This window comes from Plantibacter elymi (nom. nud.), assembly GCF_900177795.1.
GTDB classification, from domain to species: Bacteria; Actinomycetota; Actinomycetes; order Actinomycetales; family Microbacteriaceae; genus Plantibacter; species Plantibacter elymi.
Window position 1 is genome coordinate 802,506 of the sequence record NZ_FXWJ01000001.1, and the last position, 13,202, is coordinate 815,707.

The following is a 13,202-nucleotide window of genomic DNA, read 5'->3' on the forward strand; positions in this document are numbered from 1 at the left end:
AGCTCACTTCTTTCGGTCACTGAGCTCACCTCCGCCGGTCACTGAGCTTGTCGAAGTGCCCACGGGTGACGTCGCCCTTCGGGCGGATCCTGAGCCTGTCGAAGGGCAGGGACCGAGGACGCCTCAGCCGCGCTGCTTGCGCGGCAGGGTCTCCGGGAGGAACGCGATCCCGACGATGCCGATCGCGCTGAGCACCAGCAGGTACGCCGCCACCAACCACGGTGCGCCACCGCTCGCGGCGACGAGCGCGGTCGCGACGAGCGGGACCGTCCCGCCGACGAGGGCGGCCGGGATCTCCCGCGAGAGTGCGATGCCGCTCCAGCGCATCGAGGTCGGGAAGATCTCGGCGAGCAGTGCACCCGAGGTGCCGATGGTGGCCCCCTGGATGACGGCCAACCCGAGGATGAGGCCCAGGGCGACGAGGGTCGACTGCTCGGTGTTGTAGAGCAGGAACATCGGGAACGCGTAGAGCACCCCGAAGATCGCGGCGCCCATGAGGACCGGCTTGCGGCCGATGCGGTCGGCGAGTCGACCGAACAGCAGCGCCGTCGGGATGGTCAGGACCTCGGCGATGATGAGGCCGATGAGCGCCTCCGTCGGGTTCACGCTCAGGGTGCCCGTGACGTACGACAGTGAGAACACCTGCACGACGTACACCCACGGCAGTGCGAACGCGAAGAGCCCCATGCCGCAGAGGATCACCCGCCAGTGCGAGCGGATGGCGCCGACCAGCGGTGCCGAGGTGACCGCGCCGCGCTCCTCCGCGCTCTCGAAGGCCTTCGTCTCCTTGACCCGCAACCGGAAGTACAGCGCGAACGCGACGATGACGACGCTCGCGAGGAACGGGATCCGCCAGCCCCAGCTCTGGAACTGCTCGATCGGCAGGGTGCTGACCACGGCGAAGACGGTGGTCGCGAGCGCCATGCCCACGTACACGGAGGCGCCGGGGAACGACGCGGCGAACGCACGGTGCTTCACGTCGGCGGACTCGCTCGCCATCGTGATCGCGCCGGCGAACTCGGCTCCCGAGCCCATGCCCTGGAAGATGCGCAGCACGATGAGCAGGATCGGAGCCCAGATGCCGATGCTGTCGGCGGTGGGGAGGATGCCGATGAAGGTGGTCGCGACGCCCATGAAGAGGAGCGTGACGAGCAACGTCGGTTTGCGCCCGAGCTTGTCGCCGTAGTGGGCGAAGATCAGGCCGCCGATCGGGCGGGCGCCGAAGCCGACCGCGAAGCCGGCGAACGCGCCGAGCAGGCCGGCGAGGTCGCCTGCGCCGGGGAAGAACAGCGGCGCGAACACGAGCGCGGAGGCCAGCCCGTAGAGGGTGAAGTCGTACCACTCGATGACGGTGCCGACCGAGCTGGCGAGGATGGCGCGGCGGCGCTGCACCCGGGAGTCGAGGCCGTCACGATCGATGTCGCTCTGGCCTGCGGTGGTGGTGTCTGCTCCGCGAGGGTCGCTCTCGCGCGCGCTCTGGATGGCCATGGCACTCCTTCGTGTTGGGCGCACCCGGACGGCCGGGACGCCTGACGAGGCTACCGGCCGTCTGGAGGCTCAGCCCATGTGCGGTCGGCACACTCCGAAGCCGATCCGGTGCGTCGGGAGCACACGGGGTGGGGTGCGCACGAGCGACGCGCCCCACCCCACCCGACCCCTGCTCGCTACAGCGCCTTCGACTCGCGGAGGATCCCGGCGAGGGTCTCCATCTGCTTCGCCTGCGACGTGTAGTCGAGGGCGGCGGTGTTCCAGGAGTGGATCTGACCTGCGACGAGTGCCGGGTGCGAGGCGAAGGTCGCCTGCGCCTCGAGGTCGCTCTGCTGGAAGCCCTCGACGTTGACGAGCAGGACGTCACCGGTCATCGCCTGGCCCGCGTTCTCCCAGCTGTAGATGTCCCAGTAGTAGTAGCCGTCCGGGTTCGCGTTCGTGTACTTCACGCCGAGTTCGCTGTACAGCTCGGTCTCCGGCTCGTCCTGCGGCTTGACGACGTAGATGCCGCTCGCGTCCGCATACATCTGCGTGACCTCGAGGTCGGTCTCCTTCGCCGCGGCGGTCAGGTCTGCTGCAGCGGCGTCGTACTTCTCCTTCGCCGCGGCGATGGTGTCCTCGTCGGCTCCGAGCGCCTCGGACAGCTTGTTGAGCGAGGCGATGACGTCGGCACCCTTGCCGCCGACCTTGATGGCGACGACCGGGGCGATCTTCTCCAGCTGCTCCTGCTGCTCGACGTCGGCGACGCCGTAGTACGGACCCTTGAGGTCGAGCGTGCCGTCGCGGTCGGTCGGGTAGATCCCGGTCACGATGAGGTCGGGTGCCGCCTCCGCGAGTGCCTCGAGGTCGATCTCGCCGTAGCTGTTGCCGACGATGGCCGTGTCGCCGAGGTCGTCGTCCGCGAAGCGCTTGTCGGTGGCGACGTCGACGCGACCGAAGACCGCGACGGGGTCGATGCCGTTGCCGTGCAGGCCGAGCGCGTAGTCGGCGAAGCTCGCGACGCGCTTCGGCTGCTCGTCGAGCTTGACCGTGGTGCCGGTGTCGTCGGTGTAGCTCCAGGCGCCGCTGGAGTCGGCGTCGGATGCGGCGGTGGGGGAGCAGCCGGCGAGGCCGACCAGGGCGAGCGCCGGCACGAGTACGAGTGCGGCGCGGCGGAGGCGTGAAGAGATCGTCATGATACTTAGGGTAGCCGAACCTAAGTCACGAAACGATATCGGAATGCCCGATCGCCCGGATCACTCCGCGTCGAGGGCGATCGCGTCGTCGGGGTCGACGGGCACGATGAGCGGCGAACCGCTGCTCGGGTCGGGGATGACGATCGCGTCGAGGTCGAACGCCTCGCGGAGGACGGCCGGGGTGAGGACCTCCCAGGGCGTGCCGTCGGCGATGACCCGGCCGCCACCCACGACGACGAGTCGGTCGGAGTACCGGCCGGCGAGGGTGAGGTCGTGCAGGACCATGACGACCGTCGCGCCGCGCTCGCGGTTGATCGACCGCACGAGTCGGAGGACGTCGAGCTGGTGGCTGAGGTCGAGGAAGGTCGTCGGCTCGTCGAGCAGGATCGTGGGGGCCCGCTGCGCGAGGACCAGGGCGATCCAGGCCCGCTGTAGCTGGCCGCCCGACAGGGAGGCCGTGTCGCGGTCGGCGAGGGTCTCGAGACCGGTGGCGGCGAGCGCTTCGTCGACGGCGATCGTGTCGGCGGGCGTCCAGGGCTTGAGGAGGCTCTGGTGCGGGTGTCGCCCTCGAGAGACGAGGTCGCGGACGGTCGTCGCCGACGGCGTCAGCGGCTTCTGCGGCAGGATCGCCAGGCGGCGCGCGACCTCGCGGGTCGGGATCGAGCGCACACCGCGACCGTCGAGTTCGACCGTGCCGGCGGTCGGGGTGAGCAGGCGACCGAACGCCTTCAGCAGGGTCGACTTGCCGCAACCGTTGGCGCCGATGAGGGTCGTGACCTCGCCCGTCTCGATGCGGAGGTCGAGCCCCTCGAAGACCACTGTCTGGTCGTAGGCCAGGGAGACGCCCCGAGCCTCGAGGGCGGGCGTCGGGCGTTCCTTCACGAGCGAGGGGGTCGTGGCGGGGTCGGTCATGCGGAGGTCTCCCGTTCCTTGCGGCGCGTCAGCAACCAGATGAGATAGGGCGCACCGATGATCGCGGTGATGATGCCCACCGGGATCTCGCCCGGCAGGACACCGCGGACGAGTGCGTCGCCGCCCGTCACGATGACGGCGCCGAGCAGCGCGGAGGCGAGCAGCGGCGGGCGACCGGTGCGGGCGAGGCGGCGGGCGATCTGCGGTGCGACGAAGGCGACGAACTCGATCGGCCCTGCCGCGGACACGGCTGCGGCGACGAGCAGGACCGCGCACGCGATGACGACGATCCGATGCCGCTGGACCGCGACGCCGAGGCCGGTCGACAACTCGTCGCCGAGCTGGCTGATGTCGAGGCTGCTCGTCTGCAGGACCGCGATCGGCGTCAGGATCACCAGCGCGACGAGCACCGGCCACACGCTCGACCAGGAGATGCCCGAGAGACTGCCGACGAGCCACTGCGCCGCCGCTGCAGCCTCGGTGATCTGCGCCCGGGCGATGAGGTAGCTCGTGATGCCGCCGAGCGTCGCGGTGGCACCGATGCCGATGAGGATGAGGCGGAAGCTGTCGACCCCGCCGCGCCAGGACAGCGCGTAGACGGCGGCCGAGGTGACGAGCGCGCCGATCGCGGCCATGGCGGGCAGGCCGAGACTGAGTGCGCCGGCACCGACCGAGTAGCTGCCGCCGACGAGGACGATCGCGGCCACGGCCCCGAGCGCGGCACCCGAGGTGACACCGAGGATGTCCGGGGTGGCGAGCGGGTTGCGGGCGAACGTCTGGGTGAGCGCGCCGGCGAGCCCGAGGGACGCGCCGACGAGGAGACCGCCGACGACCCGGGGCAGGCGGAGCTCGAACACGATGAGTTCCTGACCGCCCGTTCCGCCGCCGAGCAGGGTGGTGATCACGTCGGGGATCGTCAGGGAGGACGAACCGGCGACGATCCCGAGGAGCGCGAACGCCAGCGCGACGACGAGGCAGGCGATCGTGACGCCCACGACCCGTCCTCGCCACAGACGGCCGAAGAAGCGGCTGCCCTCCCGCACGGCGCTCACAGCTCCGCCATCCGTCCGCGGCGCACGATGGCGATGAAGGCGACGCCACCTGCGACGGTGAGGACGACGCCCACGGGCACCTCGGCGGTGCCACCGATGAGCCGACCGATCACGTCGCACGCGAGCAGCACGCTCCCGCCGACGAGTCCCGAGGCGGGGAGCAGCCAGCCGTGATGCCCGCCCACGAGGGTGCGGGCGATGTGCGGGGCGGTGAGTCCGACGAAGGCGATCGGGCCGGTCAGGGCGACGGCGGCGGCCGTGAGCAGGGTGATCGCGGCGAGTCCCACGAGGCGCGCGCGGATGAGGTTCTCGCCGAGGCCGTTCGCGAGTTCGGTCCCGAGTGCCAGGGCGTTCAGCGAGCGGATGTTGGCGACCGCGAACACGAGGCCGAGCCCGGCGAAGACGAGGGCCGCATCGACGCCCGTGAGCGATCGACCGGACAGCGAACCGACCACCCAGATGCGATAGGCGGCGAGCGTCGTCTCGTCGGACAGGACGAGGTACGAGGTCAGGGCGACGAGGAGGGCCGAGACGGCGGTGCCGGCGATCGCGAGCGGGACGGGACTCGACAGCCCGCGACCGAGGGCGGCGACGGAGAACACGACGACACTGGCGACGGTGGCGCCGAGCAGGGCGAGCCAGAGGGTGGTGACCACCGAGCTCGTGCCGAGCACGTAGACCCCGACGACGACCGCGAGACTCGCACCGGCGGAGACGCCGAACAGGCCGGGGTCGGCGAGCGGGTTGCGGGTCTGCCCCTGCATGACGGCACCGGCGATCCCGAGGCAGACGCCGACGAGGACGCCGAGCACCGTGCGCGGCACCCGCGACCCCCAGACGACGGCGCCGGTGTCCTGGGCGGGGTCGAACAGGGCGGTGAGGACGGCCACGGGACTGATGAGGTTGCTGCCGAGCATCAGACTCGCGAGGGCGATGACGAGGAGCGCGGCGGCCAGCGTGCCGACGGCGAGCGCGCGTCTCGATCGGAGGAGGGTCGCGCTGCGCATAAAGTAAGCCTAGCCTCACCTATCCCGGTCGCGATGCACACCCGTCATCGTCGGTGACAGACGGGCGATCCATGGAACGGCTCGGGAGGTGTGGGGTTCGCACATGGGTGAGGCCTCCACCGCCCGATACCGTTGACCGGTACGGAGTACGGCGATCAGGAGGACACGCATGACCGAGCACCAGCCGTCGACCGGAGCCGACACCGAAGCGGTCCTCGCGGCCACGGAACGACTCGCCGTCCCGCCCGGCTCGCTCGAGGGCGTCGTGGTCCTCGACCTCTCCCGCGTCCTCGCCGGCCCCTACGCCGCGTCGATGCTCGCCGACCTCGGCGCCACCGTCATCAAGATCGAGAACCCGAACGACCCCGACGTCTCCCGGGGCTTCCCGCCCTACCTGCGCGACGGCGACGAGGAGTTCAGCGGCTACTACGGCCAGTACAACCGCGGCAAGTTCGGCCTGGCGCTCGACCTCGCAAGCGACGCGGGCAAGGAGGTGCTGCGCGACCTCGTCGCGAGCGCCGACATCCTCGTCGAGAACTTCCGCCCGGGGACGATGGCCAAGCTCGGCCTGCCGTACGAGGCGCTCGCCACCATCAACCCGAAGCTCGTGTACACCGCGATCTCCGGCTACGGACAGACGGGTTCGCGGAGCCGCCGTCCGGCGTTCGACAACACGGCCCAGGCCGCCGGTGGGCTCTGGTCCATGAACGGCTATGCGGACCAGCCGCCCGTGCGCGTCGGCGTCACGATCGGCGACCTCTCCGCGACGATGTTCGGCGTCATCGGAACCCTCGCCGCCCTCCGTCACGCCGAGCGCACCGGCGTGGGGCAGCTCGTCGACGTCGCCCAGGTCGACAGCATCATCGCGATGACCGAGACCGCCGTCGTCGACTACACGGTCGACGGGACCGTCGCCTCGCCCTCCGGCAACGAACACGCCTGGGTCCGGCCCTACGAGTTGTTCCCCTGCGCCGACGGCCAGGTGTTCTTCGGCGCATACACCGACAAGCTCTGGAAGGCGAGCTGCGAGCTGTTCGGCACGCCCGAGGCGATCGCCGATCCCGAGATCGACACCATGCGCAAGCGTTTCGACGAGGAGGTCTACGCCCGACGCGTGAAGCCGCTCGTCGTCTCCTGGTTCGCGGACCGCACCCGCGCCGAGCTCGAGGAACTGGCCGGCGACGTCGTCCCGCTCACCGCCGTCAAGACCATCGGCGAGGTCGTCGACGACCCCGGGACCGCCGAACGCGACATGGTCGTCGAGACCGACTACGGCTCCTTCGGCACCCTCCGCTCCTTCGGCCAGCCCATCAAACTGAGCGCGACCCCTGCGACCACCGACCGTCCGGCGAACCACATGGGCGAACACGCGGACGACGTGCTCACGGCGCTCGCCGGGTATGACGCCGACCGCATCGCGGCGTTGCGTTCCGACGGGGTGATCTGAGTGGGAGCCGTGGAGCGGACGGAACAGCTCGATCTCCGTCCCGCCTCCTGGTACCGCAGCACGTTCGCGATCGCGGCACCGGAACCGGTCCTGGGTGAGGAGCTCCCCGCCGGCTGGGAGGGCGTCCGCTTCCCGTTCGAGACGCCGTTCGCGCAGCTCCGCGAGGACGGCTCGCCCGCGGAGGACGGCGTGCTGCCGGTCATCGACCTCCCGCGCCGCATGTACGCGGGGGAGGACACGGAGTTCCTGGCGCCGCTCCGCTACGGCGACGCGGTAACGCAGCGCACGAGCCTCGGTTCGCTCGTCGAGAAGCAGGGGCGGGCCGGCCGGCTCGTCTTCGCCGACCTCGTGCGTGAGTACCTCGTCGACGGCGAGGTCGCCGTCCGCAGCACCTGGCACGACGTGTTCCTCGAGGCGCAGCCCGCGGTGCCCTCCCCGAGGACGGCGGCGCCCGAGGTGGCCGCCGAGGACGCGGTCGATCCCGATGCCGGAGCCGACTGGACCGTGACCCGGTCGCTCGACTCCCGCCAGCTGTTCCGCTTCTCGGCCGTGACGGGCAACACGCACCGCATCCACTACGACCGGCAGTGGGCGCGTGAGGTCGAGGGGCTCGATGACCTCCTCGTGCACGGCCCGCTCACCCGTATCCTGGTGCTCGACGCCCTCACCGCGAACGCCGGTGGTCGTCGGCTCGCGTCGGTCCGTTTCCGGGCGACGGCGCCGGTGCTCGTCGACACGGCGTTCCGCATCGCGGGGACGGACGGCGCGGAGGGCACCTCGGTCGTCGTGCGTGCCGCCGACGGCACGATCCTGGCCTCCGCCGACGCCACCTGGCGTCCCTGACCGGCGGGGTACTTCCTCCTGGTCACTGAGCCTGTCGAAGTGTCGAAGTGCCCACGGGGATACGTCGCCCTTCGACAGGCTCAGGGACCGGGGTGGGGTGCCCAGGGACCGGGATGGGATGCTCAGGAACCGGGATCGCTGTCATGCCGCCTACGCGTCGATCACGAGCGTCGACGTCAGCGACCGCGACACACACGGGTACATGATCATCGACGCGTCGTCGGTCGTCAGGGAGTCGCGATGCTCCGGCGTCCCGTCCACCACCTGCACGGCACAGGAGCCGCAGACGCCGCGCATGCACGACCCGGCGACACCGACCCGCGCGGCCTGCATCGCCTGCAGCATCGTCTGCCCGGCGGGAACCTCGACGGTCCGCTCCGACCTGGCGCACTCGACGGTGAACGCCGTGTTCGGCAGGTAGGAGCGGGGCTTCGGCTCGAACCGCTCGAGGTGCAACCGGCAGTCCGCGGGCAGTGTCCCGGCCAGGTTCGTGAGGGCGTCCGTGAACCCGCGCGGCCCGCAGGCCGACACGTCGGTGCCCGGCTCGAGTCCCGCGAGGAGGCCGGCCAGGTCGAGTCGGCCGCTCTCCGCGCTGACATGGATCCGCACGTGGTCGCCCAGCGCTTCGAGCTCCGGCGCGAACGCGATGTCCTCCCGCGTGCGTACCGCGTAGACGAGGGTCCAGTCGGCGTCGCCCGCGGCCAACCGCCGCGCCATCGAGAGCAGCGGCGTGATCCCGATGCCGGCGGCGAGGAGCAGGTGCCGCTTCGCGTCCGAGAGCGGGAACAGGTTCCGCGGCGGCCGGATGAACACCTTCCGACCGACCTTGAGGAAGTTGTGGATGTAGTGCGAGGCGCCCCGCGAGTGCTCCTCCCGCAGGACGGCGATCCGATACCGGAACTCGTCCGCCGGATCACCGCAGAGGGAGTACTGCCGTTCGTGGCGGGTGATGAGCTGCAGGTCGATGTGCGCTCCGGGGTCCCACGGCGGGAGCCGGCGACCTTCCGGATCGGCGAGCACGACGCTGACGATCGTCGGCGTCTCGCGCACGATCTCCTGAACGATGAGCGGGGTCATGCCCGCGCGATTGCGCATCAGGAATCCCTCATATCGATAGCATCGCCGATCTGGAGATCAGGACCGGTCATGCCCGCGCGATTGCGCATCAGGAATCCCTCATATCGATAGCATCGCCGATCTGGAGATCAGGACCGGTCATGCCCGCGCGATTGCGCATCAGGAATCCCTCATGCTTCCAGTCATCAGTACAGGCTCTTCGCTTCCAGCCATCAGTACAGGCTCTGGTTCCCGACGGCGACCGCCTCGTCGATGGCGTCGCCGACCTCGGTGCTCAGCCCGGACATGCTCGCCCAGATCCGGCCCGCACTCGGCACCTCGGCCGCGAGCTCCTGCATCTCGGCGTCCCACAGCCCGCCGCGGAGGAGTGCCCGCCCGCAGTGCAGGTAGACCTCCTCGGTGCGCACGACGATCGCGAGCTGCGGGGTCACGTGATCCTGCTCGAGCATGGCCATCAGGGCCGGGTCGTCGGTGACGGTGGCCGTGCCGTTGATCCGGAGGGTCTCGCTCATGCCGGGGACGAAGCACAGCATGCCGATGTGGCCGTTCTGGACGATGTTCTGGAGGGAGTCGGCCAGCCGGTTGCCGAGGCGCTCCGGGATCACGAGTGTGCGGGTGTCGAGGGCCCGGACGAACCCCGGGTAGTCCCCGCGCGGCGAGTTGTCGCACCGGCCGTCGGCGTCGGACGTCGCGATGGTGCAGAACGGCGAGTGGGCGAGGAAGGCGAGGCAGTTCTCGTCGAGCTCGTCCATGATCTTGGCCGTCGCCGCGGGATCCGGTTCGCCGAGGGACCGACGGATGGTGTCGACGTCGATCGACGCGAACGCGCTGGCCTGCATGGCGCACCCCTTCTCTGTCCCTCCGACCCTACGGTCGTCCCACGCGCGCCTCAATGGGCTGTCGGCACACGGTTCGCGTGTGTCCTGTGCCACCGACCCAGCCGCGTCGATCGTCCCGCCCCGGTTCATCGGCCGAACGAGCGGCGGAACATCGCCTTCGCGCGCGCCGCGGTGTCGGCTCGATGGGAATCGGGGATGCGGGTGAGGGTCGCTCCCACCATCGAGATCGCCATGAGGATGTCGTCGGGCTCGACGTGGTCGGCGATGCGGTGCGCAGCCAGTTCCTTGGCATGCAGGGCGTGCGCGAGGCGGTCGAGGCGGGTGCCGAGCGCGATCACGCGTGGGTCGTCGCCCTCGCCGAGGATCGCCTCGACGAAGGGCGAGGTGACGAGGGCCTGGTCGATCACGACGTCGAGCAGGGTGTCGAGGGTCGCATCGGGTCGCCCGGCGTGCTCCTCCAGCTCGCCGACGTTCTCGTCGAGCACCGCGAGGGCGAGGGAGAGTCGGTCGGGGAAGTGCCGGTACAGGCTGCCCTGTCCGACGCCTGCCCGCCTCGCGACCGCGCTGAGGGGAGCGCTGAAGCCGTCCGCGGCGAACACCTGACGCGCCGCGGCGACGAGCGCACGGCGGTTCTCAGGGCCTGCGCTCGGGCCGCGGTTCGGCTTCGGGGGCGTGGACGACATCCCGGTAGCGTAACGCCGCGCGACCGGTCCGGAGCACCCGGCTGGGAGCCGACCGTGAGGGCTGGCGGCCGTGCCATGGACGGCGTAACGTGTACCGGACAATGATGTCCGGTATGGATCGAGGTCCATATGATCCCGCCGCTCATCGCCCTCCCGAGACCGAAGGAACCCCATGAGCGCCCTCACCGCCAACACCCCGATCGCCGCGTGGCTCGGCGACCCCACCGGCGGTCCGCTCATCCGCGGCCTCCTCACCCAGCTGGGCACCGAGGAGTCGCAGCTCGCCCCCATCTCGGGCCTCCCACTCCAGCAGCTCGTCGCCCTGAGTCAGGGCAAGCTGCCCCAGTCGCTCATCGACGAGCTCGTGCTCGCCGCGAACGACGGCGTCGCACCCGTCGACGAAGCGCCTCAGGGGTGGCAGGAGCGCATCACCGTCGGTCGGTTCACCGGCAAGACCGTGATCGTCACCGGTGCCGCTTCCGGCATCGGCCGCGCCACGGCTTCCCGCGTCGCACGCGAGGGCGGCCGGGTCGTGGCCGTGGACCTCTTCGAGGACAAGCTCGCCGATCTCGCCTCGAGCCTGCCGGACGCCGACCTCGTCACGGTCGCCGGCGACATCACGAAGCAGGACGACATCGACGCGATCGTCGCCGCGGCGGGGGAACGGATCGACGCGCTCGCCAACGTCGCCGGCATCAACGACGACTTCTCCCCGCTCCACGAGACCTCCGACGCGACCTGGGAACGGGTGATGGGCGTGAACGTCACCGGCGCCTTCAAGCTGACCCGCGCGGTCCTGCCGTCGATGGTCGCGGCCGGATCCGGTTCGGTCGTCAACATCGCGTCCGAGGCCGGGCTTCGCGGCAACGCCTCGGGGAACGCCTACACGACCTCGAAGCACGCGGTCGTCGGCATGACCAAGAGCGCCGCCTTCATGTACGGACCGCACGGTGTCCGGGTCAACGCGGTCGCTCCGGGCGGCGTCGCGACGGGCATCCCCTTCCCGCCGAACGTCTCCGAGGCGGGTTCGGCGCGGCTCGGACCGTTCCAGGCGGCGATCCCGACGATCGCGACCGCGGAGCAGCTCGCGGCGTCCATCACCTTCCTGCTGAGCGACGACGGCGTGAACATCAACGGCGTCATCCTGCCGTCCGACGGCGGATGGTCGGTGCAGTAGTCGGCGAGGCGCAGAACTTCAGCAATCGGTAAGAACAGCGGTTCTTAACGACCGTTCGGGGAGGGATGAACGCGTTTCTGCTGCGAATCTTGAAGCACACGGGCCGCTCTGCGTCGCCCGTCCCCTGCGAACGGTCTGAACGAGTACGGCCGGAACGATCGTTCGCACCGCGGTGACACCGCTCACAGGGCCCCACCGATCTTGGCGGAAGGTGGGGCCCTGCGCTGTGTCCGGGCCGCCCTGCGCCGTGTGCCGGCTGCTCAGCGCGGGATCGCGGCGGCGAAGCGCCACGGCTGGGAGCGGATCGTCGCGACGGCCCGGGTGATCGCACCGAGGGCGACGACGTCCGCGCCGAGTCGCGACGCCCGCACGATCGGCGTCGGGGCGTAGGTCCCCTCGTCGAGCCAGGTCTGCGCCGCGGCGATGACGGGGGAGGCGACGCGGGCCACGCCGCCGGCGACGACGACCTCGTCCACGTCGAGCAGGCTGCCGAGCAGGACGCACACCCGCCCGAGGCGCTCCCCGAGACGTTCGACGAGCCTGCCGGCATAGGCGTCGCCCGAGGCTGCGGCGTCGATGATGCGGCCGACGTCGAGCGCGCCGATCGGCATCCGGGCGAGGGGGGAGGCCGCCGGCACGGCGCCGGATCGCTGATCCTCCTCCAGCCACGACCGTGCCGCACCGTCGAGGCCCTCCGGCGAACCGACACCCTCGACCATGCCGAGCACACGGAGTTCGCCTGCGCCGCCGGCCCCGCCGTGCAGCAGCACGCCGTCCACGATGAGTCCCGCGCCGAAGCTCGCCTCGGCCAGGAGGACGGCGATGGACTCGCGCGCCACTTCTCCGAGGGCGCGCTCGGCCGTGGCCGCGAGGTTGGCGTCGTTCTCGAGCACGACGTCGCCCCAGGGGTCGAGGCGGCTCGCGAAATCGGGGTTCATCCGGGCCCAGTAGTCGTGATCGCCCCGCGGGGAGCGGCCGTGCGCGTCCACCGGTGCCGGGACGCCGACGGCGGTCACGAGCACCTGTCCCGGGGTCGCGCCGGCCTGCGCGGTCGCCTCCTCGACGACGGTCCGTGCGGTCGCGAGGCGGAGGTCTGGGTCTTCGTCCCCACCCACGATGGGGCGTTCGGCTCGGCCGACGACCTCACCGCGGAGCGTCGCGACGAGTGCCGCGACCCGGTGCTGCCCCACGTCGAGTCCGACCACGAACGCGGTGTCCGCGGCGAGTTCGTAGCGCCTGGCGGGTCGTCCCCGCCGGTAGTCGCCGGCGGCCCGTGCGTCGTCGAGCTCCCGGATCCAGCCGCGGTCGGCGAGGGCGTCGCAGGCGTTCAGCACGGTGGCGCGGGTCAGGCCGGTCCCGTCCATGACGTCGCTCGCCGTGAACGCACCGTGGTCGAAGGCGTAGGCGGCGACGAGTTCGACGCTCGCCCTGCCCGTCTCGATTCCCGGTTCCGCCATGGGGTGACTGTAGCAGGGTTGCATTACTAGATATGGCCGCTATAT

Annotated in this window: 12 protein-coding genes; 3 read left to right on the forward strand and 9 right to left on the reverse strand. The window is 70.8% G+C overall.

The window, feature by feature from the left end; translation table 11 throughout:
- Positions 1 to 123: 123 nt before the first annotated feature.
- From CCK91_RS03855 to CCK91_RS03875, 5 genes are all read right to left on the reverse strand, one after another.
- The gene (locus tag CCK91_RS03855; protein WP_086472926.1) at positions 124 to 1,488 is read right to left on the reverse strand and encodes an MFS transporter; all 1,365 of its coding nucleotides are present in this window, start codon (positions 1,486 to 1,488) and stop codon (positions 124 to 126) included.
- 176 nt (positions 1,489 to 1,664) lie between these two features.
- Positions 1,665 to 2,663 (reverse strand): ABC transporter substrate-binding protein, encoded by a 999-nt coding sequence (locus CCK91_RS03860; RefSeq protein WP_086472927.1) that lies wholly within the window; start codon positions 2,661 to 2,663, stop codon positions 1,665 to 1,667.
- Positions 2,664 to 2,723: 60 nt separating this feature from the next.
- A complete protein-coding gene (locus tag CCK91_RS03865) occupies positions 2,724 to 3,575 on the reverse strand; it encodes an ABC transporter ATP-binding protein (RefSeq protein WP_085512078.1) in 852 nt (283 codons plus the stop codon).
- On the reverse strand, positions 3,572 to 4,627 hold the full coding sequence (locus CCK91_RS03870) for a FecCD family ABC transporter permease (RefSeq protein WP_207568174.1): 1,056 nt from the start codon (positions 4,625 to 4,627) through the stop codon (positions 3,572 to 3,574). Before CCK91_RS03870 ends, CCK91_RS03865 begins: the two co-directional genes overlap by 4 nt.
- Entirely contained in the window at positions 4,624 to 5,634 is a 1,011-nt protein-coding gene (locus tag CCK91_RS03875; protein WP_086472928.1) for a FecCD family ABC transporter permease, read from the reverse strand. Before CCK91_RS03875 ends, CCK91_RS03870 begins: the two co-directional genes overlap by 4 nt.
- A gap of 169 nt (positions 5,635 to 5,803) precedes the next feature.
- Here CCK91_RS03875 and CCK91_RS03880 point away from each other — a divergent pair, with 169 nt between their 5' ends.
- Complete coding sequence (locus tag CCK91_RS03880) at positions 5,804 to 7,081, forward strand: CaiB/BaiF CoA transferase family protein (protein WP_086472929.1); 1,278 nt, start codon at positions 5,804 to 5,806, stop codon at positions 7,079 to 7,081.
- A gap of 9 nt (positions 7,082 to 7,090) precedes the next feature.
- The gene (locus tag CCK91_RS03885) at positions 7,091 to 7,924 is read left to right on the forward strand and encodes an FAS1-like dehydratase domain-containing protein (RefSeq protein WP_207568175.1); all 834 of its coding nucleotides are present in this window, start codon (positions 7,091 to 7,093) and stop codon (positions 7,922 to 7,924) included.
- A 150-nt stretch (positions 7,925 to 8,074) separates the two neighbouring features.
- On the opposite strand, the gene CCK91_RS03890 is transcribed toward CCK91_RS03885, so the two are convergent.
- The 3 genes from CCK91_RS03890 to CCK91_RS03900 form a co-directional block, all read right to left on the reverse strand.
- Positions 8,075 to 9,019, reverse strand: coding sequence for a PDR/VanB family oxidoreductase (locus tag CCK91_RS03890; RefSeq protein ID WP_086472931.1), 945 nt, complete (start codon positions 9,017 to 9,019; stop codon positions 8,075 to 8,077).
- A gap of 194 nt (positions 9,020 to 9,213) precedes the next feature.
- Positions 9,214 to 9,840, reverse strand: coding sequence for an MSMEG_1061 family FMN-dependent PPOX-type flavoprotein (locus CCK91_RS03895; protein WP_071261734.1), 627 nt, complete (start codon positions 9,838 to 9,840; stop codon positions 9,214 to 9,216).
- A gap of 125 nt (positions 9,841 to 9,965) precedes the next feature.
- Positions 9,966 to 10,523 (reverse strand): TetR/AcrR family transcriptional regulator, encoded by a 558-nt coding sequence (locus CCK91_RS03900; RefSeq protein ID WP_086472932.1) that lies wholly within the window; start codon positions 10,521 to 10,523, stop codon positions 9,966 to 9,968.
- A 172-nt stretch (positions 10,524 to 10,695) separates the two neighbouring features.
- Between CCK91_RS03900 and CCK91_RS03905 the strand changes: the two genes are divergently transcribed.
- Positions 10,696 to 11,700, forward strand: a complete 1,005-nt coding sequence (locus CCK91_RS03905; protein WP_086472933.1) for an SDR family NAD(P)-dependent oxidoreductase — start codon at positions 10,696 to 10,698, stop codon at positions 11,698 to 11,700.
- A gap of 260 nt (positions 11,701 to 11,960) precedes the next feature.
- Here CCK91_RS03905 and CCK91_RS03910 read toward each other — a convergent pair whose 3' ends face one another.
- Positions 11,961 to 13,157 (reverse strand): ROK family transcriptional regulator, encoded by a 1,197-nt coding sequence (locus CCK91_RS03910; RefSeq protein ID WP_165766981.1) that lies wholly within the window; start codon positions 13,155 to 13,157, stop codon positions 11,961 to 11,963.
- Between the last annotated feature and the right edge of the window lie 45 nt (positions 13,158 to 13,202).

Coding starts and splice junctions, on each gene's coding strand:
- CCK91_RS03855 (WP_086472926.1), bottom strand. CDS start 1,488: ATGGCCATCCAGAGCGCGCGCGAGAGCGACCCTCGCGGAGCAGACACC.
- CCK91_RS03860 (WP_086472927.1), bottom strand. CDS start 2,663: ATGACGATCTCTTCACGCCTCCGCCGCGCCGCACTCGTACTCGTGCCG.
- CCK91_RS03865 (WP_085512078.1), bottom strand. CDS start 3,575: ATGACCGACCCCGCCACGACCCCCTCGCTCGTGAAGGAACGCCCGACG.
- CCK91_RS03875 (WP_086472928.1), bottom strand. CDS start 5,634: ATGCGCAGCGCGACCCTCCTCCGATCGAGACGCGCGCTCGCCGTCGGC.
- CCK91_RS03880 (WP_086472929.1), top strand. CDS start 5,804: ATGACCGAGCACCAGCCGTCGACCGGAGCCGACACCGAAGCGGTCCTC.
- CCK91_RS03890 (WP_086472931.1), bottom strand. CDS start 9,019: ATGCGCAATCGCGCGGGCATGACCCCGCTCATCGTTCAGGAGATCGTG.
- CCK91_RS03895 (WP_071261734.1), bottom strand. CDS start 9,840: ATGCAGGCCAGCGCGTTCGCGTCGATCGACGTCGACACCATCCGTCGG.
- CCK91_RS03900 (WP_086472932.1), bottom strand. CDS start 10,523: ATGTCGTCCACGCCCCCGAAGCCGAACCGCGGCCCGAGCGCAGGCCCT.
- CCK91_RS03905 (WP_086472933.1), top strand. CDS start 10,696: ATGAGCGCCCTCACCGCCAACACCCCGATCGCCGCGTGGCTCGGCGAC.
- CCK91_RS03910 (WP_165766981.1), bottom strand. CDS start 13,157: ATGGCGGAACCGGGAATCGAGACGGGCAGGGCGAGCGTCGAACTCGTC.